This window comes from Allokutzneria oryzae, assembly GCF_042429765.1.
Classification (GTDB): domain Bacteria; phylum Actinomycetota; class Actinomycetes; order Mycobacteriales; family Pseudonocardiaceae; genus Allokutzneria; species Allokutzneria oryzae.
In genome coordinates, this window is sequence record NZ_JBHLZU010000027.1 from 211,303 (window position 1) to 226,509 (window position 15,207).

15 protein-coding genes are annotated in these 15,207 nt (G+C 70.6%); 8 read left to right on the forward strand and 7 right to left on the reverse strand.

Going from position 1 to position 15,207, the window contains the following annotated elements:
* Window positions 1-247 precede the first annotated feature (247 nt).
* Window positions 248-874 carry a TetR/AcrR family transcriptional regulator gene (locus ACFFQA_RS31680; RefSeq protein ID WP_377860303.1) on the reverse strand — a complete coding sequence of 209 codons (627 nt, stop codon included), beginning with the start codon at window positions 872-874 and terminating at the stop codon, window positions 248-250.
* A gap of 72 nt (window positions 875-946) precedes the next feature.
* Here ACFFQA_RS31680 and ACFFQA_RS31685 point away from each other — a divergent pair, with 72 nt between their 5' ends.
* A complete protein-coding gene (locus ACFFQA_RS31685; protein WP_377860305.1) occupies window positions 947-2,347 on the forward strand; it encodes an FAD-dependent oxidoreductase in 1,401 nt (466 codons plus the stop codon).
* Here ACFFQA_RS31685 and ACFFQA_RS31690 read toward each other — a convergent pair.
* Window positions 2,344-4,269, reverse strand: a complete 1,926-nt coding sequence (locus ACFFQA_RS31690) for a GTP-binding protein (RefSeq protein WP_377860307.1) — start codon at window positions 4,267-4,269, stop codon at window positions 2,344-2,346. The two genes, ACFFQA_RS31685 and ACFFQA_RS31690, sit on opposite strands and share 4 nt — an antisense overlap.
* Window positions 4,270-4,427: 158 nt before the next feature.
* Here ACFFQA_RS31690 and ACFFQA_RS31695 point away from each other — a divergent pair, with 158 nt between their 5' ends.
* The gene (locus ACFFQA_RS31695; RefSeq protein ID WP_377860309.1) at window positions 4,428-5,120 is read left to right on the forward strand and encodes a carbon-nitrogen hydrolase family protein; all 693 of its coding nucleotides are present in this window, start codon (window positions 4,428-4,430) and stop codon (window positions 5,118-5,120) included.
* Here the strand turns inward: ACFFQA_RS31695 and ACFFQA_RS31700 are convergent.
* Window positions 5,113-5,649 carry a winged helix-turn-helix transcriptional regulator gene (locus tag ACFFQA_RS31700; protein WP_377860311.1) on the reverse strand — a complete coding sequence of 179 codons (537 nt, stop codon included), beginning with the start codon at window positions 5,647-5,649 and terminating at the stop codon, window positions 5,113-5,115. The two genes, ACFFQA_RS31695 and ACFFQA_RS31700, sit on opposite strands and share 8 nt — an antisense overlap.
* A gap of 76 nt (window positions 5,650-5,725) precedes the next feature.
* Here ACFFQA_RS31700 and ACFFQA_RS31705 point away from each other — a divergent pair, with 76 nt between their 5' ends.
* Complete coding sequence (locus ACFFQA_RS31705; protein ID WP_377860313.1) at window positions 5,726-7,039, forward strand: MFS transporter; 1,314 nt, start codon at window positions 5,726-5,728, stop codon at window positions 7,037-7,039.
* A 34-nt stretch (window positions 7,040-7,073) separates the two neighbouring features.
* Window positions 7,074-8,030, forward strand: a complete 957-nt coding sequence (locus ACFFQA_RS31710) for an SDR family NAD(P)-dependent oxidoreductase (RefSeq protein WP_377860314.1) — start codon at window positions 7,074-7,076, stop codon at window positions 8,028-8,030.
* A 62-nt stretch (window positions 8,031-8,092) separates the two neighbouring features.
* Here the strand turns inward: ACFFQA_RS31710 and ACFFQA_RS31715 are convergent, their stop codons facing one another.
* Window positions 8,093-8,689: a phosphoribosylanthranilate isomerase gene (locus ACFFQA_RS31715; RefSeq protein WP_377860316.1), complete on the reverse strand. Its 597-nt coding sequence runs from the start codon at window positions 8,687-8,689 to the stop codon at window positions 8,093-8,095.
* A gap of 127 nt (window positions 8,690-8,816) precedes the next feature.
* On the opposite strand from ACFFQA_RS31715, the gene ACFFQA_RS31720 reads away from it, so the two are divergent.
* Window positions 8,817-9,281: an HNH endonuclease gene (locus ACFFQA_RS31720; RefSeq protein WP_377860318.1), complete on the forward strand. Its 465-nt coding sequence runs from the start codon at window positions 8,817-8,819 to the stop codon at window positions 9,279-9,281.
* On the opposite strand, the gene ACFFQA_RS31725 is transcribed toward ACFFQA_RS31720, so the two are convergent.
* The gene (locus ACFFQA_RS31725; RefSeq protein WP_377860320.1) at window positions 9,261-9,698 is read right to left on the reverse strand and encodes a MarR family winged helix-turn-helix transcriptional regulator; all 438 of its coding nucleotides are present in this window, start codon (window positions 9,696-9,698) and stop codon (window positions 9,261-9,263) included. The genes ACFFQA_RS31720 and ACFFQA_RS31725 overlap by 21 nt on opposite strands.
* 75 nt (window positions 9,699-9,773) lie before the next feature.
* On the opposite strand from ACFFQA_RS31725, the gene ACFFQA_RS31730 reads away from it, so the two are divergent.
* Both ACFFQA_RS31730 and ACFFQA_RS31735 read left to right on the forward strand, forming a co-directional pair.
* Window positions 9,774-10,637, forward strand: a complete 864-nt coding sequence (locus ACFFQA_RS31730) for a haloalkane dehalogenase (protein WP_377860321.1) — start codon at window positions 9,774-9,776, stop codon at window positions 10,635-10,637.
* Between the two features lie 67 nt (window positions 10,638-10,704).
* On the forward strand, window positions 10,705-12,159 hold the full coding sequence (locus tag ACFFQA_RS31735) for a serine hydrolase domain-containing protein (RefSeq protein ID WP_377860322.1): 1,455 nt from the start codon (window positions 10,705-10,707) through the stop codon (window positions 12,157-12,159).
* Here the strand turns inward: ACFFQA_RS31735 and ACFFQA_RS31740 are convergent.
* Window positions 12,140-13,126, reverse strand: coding sequence for an SseB family protein (locus tag ACFFQA_RS31740; RefSeq protein ID WP_377860324.1), 987 nt, complete (start codon window positions 13,124-13,126; stop codon window positions 12,140-12,142). The two genes, ACFFQA_RS31735 and ACFFQA_RS31740, sit on opposite strands and share 20 nt — an antisense overlap.
* 72 nt (window positions 13,127-13,198) lie before the next feature.
* Here ACFFQA_RS31740 and ACFFQA_RS31745 point away from each other — a divergent pair, with 72 nt between their 5' ends.
* On the forward strand, window positions 13,199-14,881 hold the full coding sequence (locus ACFFQA_RS31745; RefSeq protein WP_377860325.1) for a right-handed parallel beta-helix repeat-containing protein: 1,683 nt from the start codon (window positions 13,199-13,201) through the stop codon (window positions 14,879-14,881).
* 3 nt (window positions 14,882-14,884) lie between these two features.
* Here the strand turns inward: ACFFQA_RS31745 and ACFFQA_RS31750 are convergent, their stop codons facing one another.
* The gene (locus ACFFQA_RS31750; protein WP_377860327.1) at window positions 14,885-15,172 is read right to left on the reverse strand and encodes a hypothetical protein; all 288 of its coding nucleotides are present in this window, start codon (window positions 15,170-15,172) and stop codon (window positions 14,885-14,887) included.
* Window positions 15,173-15,207: the final 35 nt, after the last annotated feature.

Below are 15,207 nucleotides of genomic sequence, written 5' to 3' on the forward strand. Positions count from 1 at the left end.
GGTTCTCCTGCGCCCCAACGGCCCACTGCGGCCGAAGGCGAGAAGTGATCGCGCTCGCCGGTGACCAGATCAACGCCTTGCGTGTGGAGCTTGGTGAACCCCGCCAGCGTCGACGGCGTGAGCAGGGGACCGCGGCCATCGACCCCGGAGACCGGCGCGGCGTACGTCGTCGCCACACCCCGAGCGCTACCAACGCTTCCAGCGGACGCACCCCGCCAGCCTCGACGGCGTGAGCAGGGGACCGGCTCTACAAGAACCCGCCCAGACCCCCGGCCAACTGGTCGAAGCCCTGCTCAGCGGCGGCTCGGGCCGCCGGGTAGGCGTCGTCCGCGCTCGTGCCGCCCGCGATGCGCCAGTAGTTGTCCTCCGACAGCGCCCACTGAACCGACATGATCTGCGCCGCCGCGAGACGGGCCGTGAGCTGGGGCAGGTTCTCCTTGTCCCGCAACGCTTCTTCCAGCGCCTGCTTTCCGTTCTCCCGGTAGCGGAGCAGGCTCGCGGCCAGGGTCGGCGTGTCCATGATCAGCCGGTAGAGCGCCAGGACCTCCGGCGCGTCGTTCAGGCCGGTGATCGGGTCCCGCCGCTCCAGTCCGTCCAGGAAATGCGCGCGCAGCGTCGCCAGCGGCGCGCCGGGGCGCTCGCGCAGCACCCGTCCGCTCTCCGTCTCGTGGTCGGCAATGCGGTGCAGCACCAGGTCTTCCTTGGCCGGGAAGTAGGCGAACAGGGTGCGGCGGGAGACCTCCGCCGCCGCCGCGATCTGGGTGATCGACACCTGGTCGAAGCCGTTGTCGAAGAACAGCGAGATGGCCGCGTTCGAGATCGCCTCGCGCGTGCGCTGCTTCTTCCGCTCCCGCAGCCCGATCCGCTCGTCCACGGAACCAGGCTAGCGCTCCGCTGCACCCGGAGCTATATTGCACTCAGTCTACTTTTGCACTGAGGAGAGATTGTGGACGTCATCGTGGTCGGAGCTGGGCCAACCGGGCTGACACTGGCCCACGAGCTCGCGCTGGGCGGGGCGCGGGCCGTTGTCGTGGAGAAGCTGACCGAGCGGGTCGAGCAGACCAAGGGCGGTGCCCTCCAGCCGCGCACGGCGGAGCTGCTGGACGCGCGCGGCCTGCTCGACGCCATCAAGGAGCGCGCGCTGCCCCGCTCGGAGTCCGGCGGGCACTTCGGCGGGCTGCCGGTTGCGTTGGACTGCACGCCTTGGCGCACGAGGTGCCCCCATCCGATCGCCATTCCACAGTGGAGGGTCGAGGAGGTGCTGGAGGCGGCGGCGACCGAGCGCGGCGTGCGAGTGCTGCGCGATCACCCGGTCACCGCGGTCGAGGCCGACGACGCGGGGGTGACCGTCACCGCCGGCGGTACTCGGCTGCGCGCCCAGTACGTCGTCGCCTGCGACGGCGCGCACAGCACCGTGCGCAAGCTGTTCGACCTGCCGTTCCCCGGGCGGTCCGGCAGCTACCGCGCCGTGCTGGCCGATGTCCGGCTGTCCGCCGTCTCCGACCTGGTGCCCACCTCCGCCGGGCACTTCAGCACGCTGACCCGGGAGGTCGAGAACTACTGGGGGATGCTGGTGCCGGTCGGCGGCGACAAGTACCGGTTCACCTTCGGCAAGCTCGACGAGGAGGAGACCCCGGCGTCGGAGGAGGCCGTGCGGCAGGCGCTCACCGCGATCTACGGGGAGCCGACCACGCTCGCGGAGGTCCTGACGTGCAGCCGCTTCAGCGACGCGACCCGCCAGCTGGAGCAGTACCGGCACGGGCGCGTGCTGTTCGCGGGCGACGCCGCGCACATCCACTCGCCGCTGGGCGGCCAGGGGTTGAACCTCGGCGTGCAGGACGCGATCAACCTCGGGTGGAAGCTCGCCGCGACCATCGCCGGGTGGGCGCCTGAGGGCCTCCTCGACAGCTACCACGCCGAGCGGCACCCGGAGGCCGCGCGCGTGCTGCACCACACGTCGGCGCAACGGGTTCTGGCCAACCCGAAGCCGACCGAGGACGTGCTCGCACTCCGCGAGATCTTCACCGACCTGATGCGGTTGCCCGACACCAACCGCTACCTCGCGGGCATGATGTCCGGATTGGACGCTGAGGGCAGGGTGCCCGACCTCGACCTGGTCACCGACGACGGCCCCACGCGGTTGGCGGAGCTGCTGCGCTCCGGTCGCGGTGTGCTGCTCGACCTGACCGGCTCCGTGGAGCTGCCCGAAGAGTGGTCGGGCCGGGTGGACCTGGTGCGCGCCAAGGCCGATGAGGACCTCGGCGCGATGCTGGTCCGGCCGGACGCCACGGTGTGCTGGCGCGGAGAGGGCCCGCTGGAGGACGCTCTCCGCGCCACTTTCGGCTAACCCGCCAGGTACACCTCTCGGTCGAAGGGGTTGTGGTCGGTGCGCGGGCGGTTCGGCGGCTCTCCGGAGACGGGGCGGTGACCGCCGAACCGCGAGGTCACTACCCCGGCTCCGGCCGTGAGCCCTGGCAGCACGCGCTGGAGCTCCTGGAGCCTTGCCGACGGGATGACGGCCTCGACCGAGGCGGAACCGTTGCGCACCAACGGTGTCTCTGGAACACCGTCATGTCGGACGATCGCGGAGAGCACCTGGCTGAGCGTGTCCTCCGGCACCTCCAGCTCCACGTCGTCCAGCGGCTCGCACACCACGGTTCCCGCTCGCCGCAAGGTTTCCGCGACCACGAGCGGGGTGAGGCCACGGAAGTCGGCCGCCGTGCTGATCGGGCTGCAGTAGCCGGTGTGGGTGAGGGTGACCACGCAGTCCACCACCTGCCAGCCGTGGATGCCCTCGCGGAGCGTGGCGCGGGTGGAGTCCTCGATCGCGGTGATGAACGCGGCTGGCAGCGAACCGCGCTCCGCCTCCAGCTGGAACCGCACACCGGAGTCCAGCGGACCGGGTTCGACCCGCAGGCCGATGGTCGCCCAGAACAGCACCGGGCTGGTGTCGCCGATCGTCTCGACGGCGGAGCCAGTGCCCGCCGGTCGTTCCACGCAGACCACGCGCGGTGCCGAGAACTCCGCCACTACGCCGAACTCCTCGGCCAGGCGCGCCGCGATCACCTCGCGCTGCACCTCGCCGTACAGCGAGACGACCAGGCTGCCCGGGCTCGGCCCGCGACGCACGTCGATGAGCGGGTCCTGGTCGGCGAGCTGCGTGAGGCCGGTGAAGAGAGCGGGCGCCTCGGCCGCCGACCGCGGTGTCACAACGGTTTCCAGCGTCGGAGGGCGGAACCGGGCCAACGTGGGAGCTGCTGCGGTCGAACCGAGCCGGTCGCCGACGCGAAGGCTGGGCAAGCCGGTGACGCGCGCGATGCCGCCGGCACTCACGCGTGCGGGATTGCCTTCTGCGTCAAGGACTCCGGTGGTGATACCGGAGTCCGTGATCACCGATCCCGAGGAGTCGCGGCGAGCGAAGGTGACTCGGTCGCGCGCGGCGAGCGCGCCGGAGAACAGGCGTGCCAGGGCGAACCGCCGACCGGCGCGGTCTCGTTCCACTGCGAAGACCACGCCGTCCAGGGGACCGGCCCCGGTCGGCTCCGTGGACGGGAGGAGGTCGGTGATTCCCTTGCGCAGATCGGAGATTCCCGTACCTGTGATGGCCGAGCCGAAGAACACCGGGTGGACGGCTCCGGCCTTGGACAGCCGCACCAGCTCTTCGCGCAGCACCACCGGGTCGATTCCGTCCACATAGGACCGGAGTGCGGCGTCGCTGTGCTCGGCGAGCACCTCGGCCAGCTCCAGGCCGGGGGAGAGGGCCATCACGTCCGCCGACTTGGTCCCGATGTCGGTGGGGCGGTTCATCGCGACCGCCGACGGACTGAGCAGGCGGCGGATGTCCGCCATGAGGGAGGTGTGGCGGGCGCCCACGCGGTCGATCTTGTTGACGAACAAGATCGTCGGCACGCCCATGGCGCGCAGGGTGCGCATCAGCACGCGCGTGTGCGCCTGCACGCCCTCTACCGCCGACAGCACCAGGATCGCGCCGTCGAGCACGCCGAGCGCGCGTTCGACCTCGGCGACGAAGTCGGTGTGGCCAGGTGTGTCGATGAGATGGATGCGGTGGCCCGTCACGGTGAACGCGGCGACCGCGGAGCGGATCGTGATGCCCCTGCGGCGTTCCAGGTCCATGCCGTCCGTGGTGGTGCTGCCGTCGTCGACGGAGCCTAGGCGGCGGATGGCGCCGGAGTCGAACAGGAGGCGTTCGGTGAGGCTGGTCTTACCGGCGTCGACGTGCGCGACGATGCCAAGGTTGAGCATCCGCATGCGGGATGAGGTCCTTACGTGCGAGTGGGCGACAGAGGATGGGGCCTGTCGTCACTCGGCGCATGGAGTCCTCCCGGTAGTTGGATGCGTGCCGCGCGGGAACGTAGCAGCCGCGTCGTCGCGACGCATCCGAATTTCCCTGTGGCAGGCTGGCTCACATGCGTGAGCCGCTTGTCATCGCCGTTGCCCAGCCCCAGTGCGTGTCCTTCGACGTCGATGCGAACGCGATGACGCATGCCGAGACGGTTCGTGCCGCCGATGCGCGCGTGGTCGTCTTCCCCGAGCTTTCCCTGACCGGCTACGAGCTGGACGCATCGGTCATCTCAGTCGAAGACCCGCGCCTCACACCGATCGTCGCGGCCTGCGCCGAAACGGGCTCCGTGGCACTGGCGGGCGCTCCGGTCCAGGGGGAGCACATCGCGATGCTCGCCATCGACGCAGACGGGGTTTCCGTTGCCTACAACAAGATGTGGCTCGTCGAGGAGGAGGCCAAGAGGTTCGTCCCCGGTGACGCGCCCGCTGTGTTCGAAGTGGACGGTTGGCGGCTCGGATTGGCCATCTGCAAGGACACCGGTGTTCTCCAGCATGCGGCCGACACCGCCTCGCTGGGTATGGACGTCTACGTCGCGGGCGTGCTGGAGTCGGGGGAAACGCCGACGCAGCACGCCGAGCGAGCGCGTCGGGTCGCGTTGACGCACGGAGTCCGGGTCGCGATCGCCAGCTTCGCGGGGCCGACGGGCGGTGGGTACGACCACGTCGCGGCGCGGTCGGGTATCTGGGACGCCGACGGCAGCGTGATCGCCGAGGTAGGCACCGAGATCGGCGCGATCGCGCGAGCGACGCTCAGCTAGACCGGGGCAGCAGAGGTTCCAGCAGTCGGTGCGGACCGGCCGCGAGTGCCTTGGTGACCGGGTCGTCGCGGCGGCTCGACGTCACCTCCGGTGCGAGAACGGTCTCCACCTCGGCCGGTGGGATCTCGCCACCGCAGGCCGGGCAGTGCCCGGAGGGGTCGATCCGGGTGCCGCACTCCGTGTGCCGGAAGAGCCGCCTGGGGCTCACGCCCGCCATGTTCCGCTCGCCCCAGCGGGCGATCCGGTGCAACACCGGCCACAGCTCCTCGCCGCGCTCGGTGAGCACGTACTCGTCGCGTGGCGGTGATTCCTGGTATCGCTGCTTCTCCAGCACTCCGGCGTCGACGAGGGCCTGGAGGCGGTCGGCCAGCACGGCCCTGGGCACGTCGAGATGGGCGAGGAAGTCGCTGTAGCGGCGCACCCCGTAGAAGGCGTCCCGCACGACCAGCAGCGTCCACCGCTCCCCGAGCAGCCCCAGTGCCGCGGCCAGCGCGCACTCCTGCCCGTCGTAGTTCTTGCCGAGTGCCATGGGACACAGTGTACTCCCAGTCAGTTCAGTGAACGAACTTACATGCTAGGTTCGTTCACCGAACCGAGGAGGCGGCATGCTGACAGTGCCCGGACAGCGCAGCGCGGTCCTACCGGTGGCCAGTGCCGCCACCCTGCTGGTGCTGATGAACTTCACCGCGCCGATGACCGTGCTCGGGCAGATCGCCGGGCCGCTCGGGGCGAGCGCGACCGAACAGACCTGGCTGCTCAGCGGCATCAGCGTCGGGTTGGCCGCGCTGCTGCTCGCCGCGGGCAGCCTGGCCGACAACCACGGCCGCAGGCTGGTGTTCGTCGTGGGTGCCGCCGGGTTGGCCGCCTCGTCGGTGCTGAGCGCGGTGGCGTGGGACCCGCTGGCGTTCACCGTCGGCCGGGTCGCGCAGGGCGCCGCGAGCGCCGCGCTGCTCGCGACCAGCCTCGGCTTGATCGGCCACGCCTTCCCGCCCGGACCGGAGCGGGCGCGGGCTGCCGGGCTGTGGGGAGCGATGCTGGGCGGTGGGATCACGCTCGGCCCGATCGTCGCGGGCGCGCTCACCGACCTGACGCACTGGAGCGTCGTCTACTGGCTGTTCGCGCTCTCCGCCGCGGTACTCGCCGTCCTTGCCCGGCTCACTCTGCCGGAGTCGAAGTCACTTGCGCCGCAACGGCTCGACGTGCTCGGGCTGATCACCCTCGGGCCAGGGCTGGCGTTCCTCGTCGCCGCGGTGACCGGGACGAGAGAGGGCTGGGCGCGACCGGGGGTGCTCGTCCCGCTGGCGCTGGCCGTGGTCCTGCTCGGTGCCTTCGTGCGGGTCGAGTCACGCGCACGGGCGCCCATGCTGGACCTGGCGCTGTTCCGCAGACCCGCGTTCCTGCTGGCGGTCGGCGGCGCGCTGTTCATCGGGCTCGCGGTCATCGGGTTGATGAGCTACCTGCCGACGATGGTGCGGAACGCGACCGGCCTGTCGTCCTTGGCCGTCGCCGGGGTGTTCAGCCTGTGGTCCGGAACCTCGTTCCTGGCTTCACTGCACGCGAAACGGCTCGCCGGCCGGTTCACGGACCGGCACCAAGTCGTCGCGAGCCTGCTGGTCATCGCGGTCGCGCAGGTGGCGCTGCTCGGTGCGGTCGACCGGCACGACTGGGTGCGGCTCGTGGTGGCGCTGCCGGTGGCGGGCGTGGCGACCGGGCTGCTCAACGCGACCCTGGCCCGGCTGGCGATCGGCAGCGTTCCCGCTGACCGGTCGGCGATGGGGTCGGGCGCGAACAACACGGTGCGCTACCTCGGCTCCGCCCTCGGTACCGCGATGGTCGTCGCGGCGGGCGGCGGCAACGGCGCGATCCTGATGAGCGCGGGCATGGCCCTGGTCGGTGCGATCCTGGCGGTGCTGACTTGAGCTGGAGCGCGCTCCAAGTCCTAGCGTCGACGCCATGACCACTCCCCAGCACAAGATCGGGTCCGGCTTCGACGCCCGGAGCACCGCCGCCGACGTCCTGGACGGCATCGACCTCACCGGCAAGCTCGCGGTCGTCACCGGCGGCTACTCCGGAATCGGCCTGGAGACCACCAGGGTCCTGGCCGAGGCGGGCGCGCACGTCGTGGTCCCCGCGCGCAGGCCCGCCACTGCGGTGGAAGCCCTGGAAGGCATCGAGGGGGTCGAGACCGACGAGCTCGACCTCGGCGACCTCGACAGCGTCCGTGGCTTCGCCGAGCGGTTCCTGTCCTCGGGTCGCGGTATCGACATCCTGATCAACAGCGCCGGGATCATGGCGTGCCCGGAGACTCGCGTCGGCCCGGGCTGGGAGGCGCAGTTCGCGACCAACCACCTCGGTCACTACGCGCTGGTCAACCGGCTGTGGCCCGTGTTCGCCGAGGGCGCCCGGATCGTGTCCGTGTCCTCGCGCGGCCACCACTTCTCCGGAATCCGGTGGGATGACGTGCAGTTCGAGCGCGGCTACGACAAGTGGGCCGCCTACGGTCAGGCCAAGACCGCGAACGTGCTGTTCGCGCTGCACCTCGACGGCCTCGCCAAGGAGCACGGCGTGCGGGCGTTCTCGTTGCACCCCGGCCGGATCCAGACCAACCTCGGGCGGCACCTGGAGCTCCAGGAGCTGATCGACATGGGCATGTTCGACCAGGACGGCAACGTCATCGGCGAGGTCAAGACCATCGAACAGGGCGCGGCCACCCAGGTGTGGGCGGCGACCTCGCCCCAGCTCGACGGGAAGGGCGGCGTCTACTGCGAGGACTGCGACATCGCCGAGCCCGCGCCCGCGGACGGCGAGCGCGTCGGCGTCCGCGACTACGCCGCCGACCCCGAGCAAGCCGCGCGGCTGTGGGCGCTGTCCGCCGAGCTGACCGGTGTGGACGCTTTCGCACCGAGGTAGACCTCGGCCAAGGAGCCGGGCCGGGTCCTGATGCGCGACCCGGCCTGCCTATGGCTGTCCTCTTAGGACTCCCGGACGGCCTTCATGAAGTCGCGGATGAGGCCGTGGTCCTTGGTCCCGCGCGTCACCTCGACGCCGCTGGAGACGTCCACGCCCCACGGCTGAACCGACGCGACCGCCTCCGCCACGTTGTCCGGACCCAGGCCACCGGCGAGCATCCACCGGCCGGACTGCCCGCGAAGCCCCGACCACGCCCACTGCTCACCCGACCCGGCCCGTGGCGAGTCCAGGATCAGCATGTCCTCGCCGTGCGAACCCACGGTCACCCGCTCCTCGCCGGTGACCGACGTGGCTCGGACCAGGGTGACACCGAGATCGGTCAGCTCCGCGAAGTTCTCTGCGGTGTAAGCGTTTCCGTGCAGCTGCACAGCTCCGAGACCGGTCGCCGCGACGACGTCGCGCACCTCGGCGGTGGTCTGCCCGAGGAACACGCCGACGGTCAGCACGTTCTCCGACGCCACCGGAACCAGCCGCGCGACGTCATCGACGCTGATCTGCCGGGGACTCGCGGCCAGCACGAACCCCACGGCGTCGGCGCCCTCGGCGACCGCGCACTCGACATCGGCCACGGTACGCAGGCCGCAGATCTTCACGAACATGCCGCACAGTCTGCCCTCTTTCGCGGCCGGGTGAAATGAAGTTGCCGCCCCCGGGGCGCCTACCGAAGATGAACCCGTTGTCCGGCAACGAAATCCCGTGTCCGTCTCGGAAGGAGTGTGTTCCGTCATGCGTGTCCTCGTCCTCAACGCCAGCTACGAGCCGTTGCACACGGTGTCGGTTCCGCACGCGATCCGCATGCTCCTGCGCCACGTCGCGGAGATCCACGAGTCGGAGTCCGAGGTGACCTACGGCCTGTTCCCGAGGCCGCGCTCGGTCCGCCTGCTGCGCTACGTCGTGATGAAGTGGCGGTACTCCCAAGCGCCACGCTGGTCCCGTCGTGGCGTTCTCAAGCGCGACAACCACATCTGCGCCTACTGCGGCCGCACGGCGACCACCGTCGACCACATCACGCCGATCAGCCGCGGCGGTGCCAAGACCGCGTGGCTGAACACCGTCGCCGCGTGCGGCGGGACCTCGCGCAGCTGCAACGCTCGCAAGGCCGACCGGCTGCCCGAGGAGGCCGGTATGCGGTTGCGCTTCGCCCCACGCGTGCCGACGTGGGACGAGCTGTCACCGCTTGTGGTGCTCTAGCAGCCGCGCCAGCATCCGCGTGAGCTGGTCGCGTTCGTCCTCGGAGAGCGGGGCGAGCAGCTCGTCCTGCGTCTTGGCGAGCTGCTTGTCCAGCTTCTTCAGCTGCCGCCGCCCGGGTGCGGTGATCGTGACGATGTTGCGCCGCCGGTCGTCCGGGTCGGGGGAGCGCTCGATCAGCCCCTGCCCGGCCAGCTCGTTGAGCGCGGCCACCACGTCGCTGAGGTGGATGCCCGCGCGCCTGCCCAGTGCGGCCTGGCTGGCGGGCCCGAACTCCTCCAACGCCACCAGCAGCCGGTAGTGGTACCCGCTCGCGCCCAACGTCGCCAGGCCGTCGATCACCAGGCGGTGGGTGTGCGCGGCTGTCTGGGTCAGCAGCCAGCTCGGCAGCGCGGCCAGCCGGGCGGGGGTCTCCTCCATGTCGCGGATCCTAGCCGTTGACTCCTATCGTTAGTGCGACTAACGTTAGTCGCACTAACGAACTGGGAGGTTCACGTGCCGACGACCGACGTGCTCGACTCGACCATGTACTACGAGGACCAGGGCAGCGGGACGCCCTTCGTCTTCCTGCACGGCAACCCCGCGTCCTCGCACCTGTGGCGCAAGGTGTTACCCCTTGTCGGGGGCAGAAGGCTGGCTCCGGACCTGATCGGCATGGGCCGCTCCGGCAAGCCGGACATCGCGTACCGGTTCGACGACCACGCCCGCTACCTCGCCGCGTGGCTGGACGCGCTCGGCCTGGAGGACGTGGTGTTCGTCGGCATCGACTGGGGCGGTGCGCTCGCCTTCGACTGGGCCGCGCGCAACCCCGGCCGAGTGCGCGGGGTGGCCTTCATGGAGACGATCGTCAAACCCATGAGCCGTGCGGAGTTCCCCGAAGCCGCCTGGCCCCGCTTCGAGGCGTTCCGCACGCCCGGAGTGGGCGAGGAGCTCGTGCTGGACCGCAACGTCTTCCTGGAGCAAGCGCTCGCCCAGACCGTGCTGAACGGGCTCAGCGACGAGGACGCGCGGGTCTACCGCGCGCCGTACCCCACTCGCGAGAGCCGCCGTCCACTGCTGGAGTGGCCGCGCGCGATGCCGCTCGAAGGCTCTCCTGAGGACGTGGTCGCCCGCATCGAGGACTACGACAAGTGGCTGGTGGCCAGCCCGGACGTGCCGAAGCTGTTGCTGACCTTCGACACCTCGCCGACCCTGATGGTGCGCGAGGTGCTGACGAAGTGGTGCGTGGACAACATCGCCGCGCTGGAGACGGAGCACTGCGGCCCGGCGGGTCACATGGCTCCCGAGGACCGGCCCGAAGCCATCGCCGCCGCGCTCACCGCGTGGTCTGCCCGGCGCCACCTCGTCAGCAACGGCTAGGGTCAGACCTGGGTATGACGGAGCTGAGTCCGATGCGCCCGGCCCGCCCTTCTCCGACACTCAAGCGATGCGTTGGATCCTCACAGCTGTCCTGTTGCTGCTCGCGGCGTCGCCCGCGACAGCGGCAGAGCCCGGTGCCCTCACCGCGGCCGCCATCGACGCCCTCGTCGTCAAGCACCGGGAGGCCACCGGCTTACCGGGTGTCGCGGTCGTGGTGACCAAGGGGACGGAGGTCGTGCACGCCGCCGGGTACGGCCACTCCCCGGACGGGCGGCCCATCACGGACCGCACTCCGATGGCCGTCGCCTCGGTGAGCAAGTCGTTCACCGCGCTGGCCGTCGTGCAGCTCGCCGAGGCGGGGTGGGTCCGGCTCGACGCTCCGGTCAGGGAGTTCCTGCCGGAGTTCACGATGGCCGACCCGCGCTCCGCCGGCATCACCGTGCGGCAGCTGCTGAACCAGACCTCGGGCATGTCCGACAGCACCTACGCCGCGACAAGCGGGCCACAGGCCGCGACACTGGGCGAGGCGGTGGCGATGCTGAAACCGGCGACGCTCGCCGCCGCGCCCGGGACCGCGTGGAGCTACCACAACCCCAACTACGTCGTGGCCGCCCGCCTGGTCGAAGTCGTCAGCGGGAAGCCGTTCGCGACCTACCTTCGCGACCACGTGTTCGCACCGCTGCGCATGAACGACAGCACCACCGCCGACACCGACCGTGACCTGCCACCGTCCGCGCGCGGTCACCTGATGCCCCTGGGGTTTCCGCTCGCGGTGCCCGAGCCCACCTCGTTCGGCAACGGCTCCGGCGGCGTGCTCAGCACCGCGCGGGACATGGCCGCCTGGCTGATCGCGCAGAACTACGGCGGGGGAGCGGTCGTGTCTCCCGCCGGTCTTGCCGAACTGCGCACGCCGACGCCGGTGTCGGGCTCGTACGCGCTCGGCTGGTCGTTGGACACCACCGCGAGCGGATCACCGGTCATCGAGCACGCGGGCGACCTGTTCACGTCGACCGCCTACCAGGCCGTGCTCCCGAGCTCCGGCTACGGCATCGCCGTCATGGCCAACACCGGCACCGTGTACGGCGACGCGTCGACCCTCGCTCGCACGGTGATCGCCGCCGCCGAAGGGCAGGCCACACCGGGGGAGCCGAGTCGCACCGGCCTCGTCGTCACTGACGCGGTGATGCTCGCCCTGGCCGTTTTCGTGGTGGCGTTCTCCGCTCGCGGAGTCCGGCGGGCGGTGCGCAGCCCCGTGCGTCGCGGACCCTGGCGCACGGGACTGTCACTGGCCGTTCTCGTCGCTCCGCTCATGCTGTGCCTCACCGCGCACCACGTGGTGAGCTACCTCTACCGCGGTCGCGACGTGGGGTGGACGCACCTGTTCTACTTCTATCCGGTGTTCATGGTTCTGTTGTGCGCCATGGCAATCGGCGGAGTCACCGTGGCGCTGGCCCGCCTGGTGTTCCGGGAGAGGAGTACCGCTCCGGGACAGGGACTGGAGATCAGTCGAACGGCGGCGTGATCGTGATGTGGTCATCCACCGGAGGCGGGGTGTGGTCGTCCATCGGGGCGCCGTGCACCGGCGGGAGGTCGGGGGTCCCGTCCTGTTGCGGCAAGTCGTCCGCCATCTCGATGAGCATGGTGAACAGCGTCTCGCCGGTCAGGATCAGCTCCGTGTCCGCGCCCGGGTTGAGGCACAGGGCGTGGTCGGGGTCCGGCCAGTTCGCCAGCAACGCCAGGAACGGCACCGTCACCAGGTGCTCCGGCGCGTCGGCCACCGTGCGGTCCAGCATCTCCTGCGAGGTGAACGCCGGGATCGCCGGACCGAGCTCCAGCCACGGGAAGCCCGGCTCGTGGATGGCCTCCGGGTCCGCGACCGGCGCGCTGGTCGGCACCACCAGCTCCGCCTCCAGCACCGAGGTGAGGAACGCCTCGCCGTCGGCATCGGCCATCGCCGCCGCCAGGTTGACCTCCAGCTCGTTGGCGGGCGGGCCGGGGCGGGGCGCGGCGGTCGCGGCCAGGCCGAGCCCGGTCAGGCAGGCGACGCGCACCTGCTTGCGGATCTCCTCCTGCACGCTCTCGGCCACGGCCTCGGCGGAGACCAGCGACTCCTGGCCGGTGCGCAGCTGCTCCAGCGCTCCGAACGGCATCACCGAGCCGATCGGCAGCCCGGGGTTGAGCGCCAGGTGGAAGTCCGGGCTCGGCCAGCGCTTGGCCAGCGACGGGTAGTCGGTCTGGATGTGACCGCGGGTGTAGCTGCCGAGCAGCAGCTCCATCGCCTCGGTCGAGGTGAAGACCAGCACGTGCGGCTGGTCCAGCGGCAGCTGGGTGTTCAGCTCACGCCAGCGCTCGCTGCCCCGCTCCGGCAGCACCGGCAGGAACAGCGGCGCGGACATCACCGTGTTCGCGTAGCGCTTGCCGTCCCCTTCCTCCAGCGCCGCCGCCATGTTCTGCTCGACCTGGTTGGCCGGGGCCCATCCGGACTCCACGCGGGACCACCTCTCTGCGGTAATTTGTCCGGAAGGCTAGTGCCCCACTCCGACGGACCCCGCCAAGGACCCATGACTCGCACACTTCTCGTCGCACCCGGGCAGCGGGGCGCGCTACCGACCATCCGTGACGCCATCGACACCGCCGATGGTGACGCGGTGATCTCCATCGCGCCCGGTGAGTACGCCGAGGAGCTGGTGCTCAACCGGCAGGACATCGTGCTGCGGGCGAAGGAAGCGGGCACGGTGACCCTGCTGCCGCCGTCCGGGGACCAGCCCACCATCACCTCGACCGAGGGCACGCTCGAACTGCACGGCATCGAGGTGAAGTGCGTCGACCACCCGGCGATCCGGGTCAAGGGCGGCAAGCTCAAGCTGACCGACGTCGTCGTCTCCTCCGGCTTCGCCGCCGTGATCATGGTCACCGACGGCGCCTCGATGGAGCTGCGCACCTCCAAGATCCTCGGTGGCCAGTACGGCCTCATCGTCGAGGACGCCGACGGCGTCGTGGACACCTGCGAGATCCGCGACATCGCCGACGACGCGGTGATCCTGCGGCTGGGCGCGCACGTGGCGCTGCGCAACCTGACCATCGCCGGCTGCGGCTTCCGCGGCGTGTACATGTACCAGGCGGGCAGCTCCAGCGTGGAGCGCTGCGACATCTCCCAGACCGGCGACGCCGGTATCGCGGTCGCCGACCAGACCTCGCCGAACATCGTCGAGTGCTGGGTGCACGACACCCAGGGCGTCGGCATCACCGTCGGCCGCGGCTGCGGCGGGGTGATCGAGGACTGCCGGGTGGAGAACACCGCCGAGCCGGGCATCCAGCTCGCCGACGGCGCGCGCACCGAGATCCGCAAGGGCGACTCCCCAGCGGGCAAGGCCCCGGTGGGCGCCACCGTCGCCCGCAGCAACCAGCAGGACCTGGCACAGGTCGACAAGCTGCTCGCCGACCTCGACGGCATGGTCGGCCTGGACAGCGTCAAGGACGAGGTCCGGGCGCTGATCGACGAGATCCAGGTCAACGAGTGGCGGCGCAGCGAGGGCCTGTCGGTGGACGCGGTCAGCAACCACCTGGTCTTCGCGGGCGCCCCGGGTACCGGCAAGACCACGGTCGCGCGCATCTACGGCGGCCTGCTCAAGGCGCTGGGCATCCTGCCGAACGGCAACTTCAAGGAGGTCTCGCGCCGGGACCTCGTCGGCCAGTACATCGGCCACACAGCCGAGAAGGCGGCCTCGGTCTTCGACGAGGCCCGCGGCGGCGTGCTGTTCATCGACGAGGCCTACACGCTGGCCCGCTCCAGCGGCAGCGGCGCCGACTTCGGCCAGGAGGCCATCGACACCCTGGTGAAGCTGATGGAGGACCACCGCGACGAGGTCGCCGTGATCGTCGCCGGCTACACCAAGGAGATGGCGGACTTCCTCGACACCAACCCCGGTCTGGCCTCGCGGTTCGCCAAGACGCTGACCTTCGAGAACTACAGCCCCGAGCAGCTGGTCAAGATCAGCCAGTTCGTCGCCAAGAGCGCCGACTACCAGCTGGGCTCCGACGTCGAGGTCGCGCTGCTGGAGTGGTTCAACCAGATCGAGCGCGACGCCAACTTCGGCAACGCCCGCGAGGCCCGCAAGCTGCTGGAGCGGATGCGCAAGTCCCAGTCCACCCGCCTGCGCGGCCTCGGAAGGCGCCCCACCCGCGACGACCTGCGCACCCTCTCCCTGGAGGACCTGCTGCACTCCATCAGCGGCAACGGCTGAGCCCTACGCGGCGGGGCCGTCGCTCTCGTCCACCAGCCCGTAGTAGCTCATGCTGGTGCGGCTGAGCAGGGCGTGCATGAACGCGGGCCCCTCGCTCGGCAGGACCCGCCGCGCCCGCTCGCGCCACAGCACGCCCTCGTCGTAGAACTGCTTGCCGACAACGCCCCACTCCGGGTCGACCACGGTGACGGTGACGCCCTTGTCCTCGCTCCAGCGGAACTCCGCGGCACGCTTCGGCTCTCCGGAGGCATAGGCGTACAGCGTGATCAGGGTCGGGGTCTTCTCGGTCATCGTGTGCTCTCCTCGCGATTTCGGGAAGGTCGGGC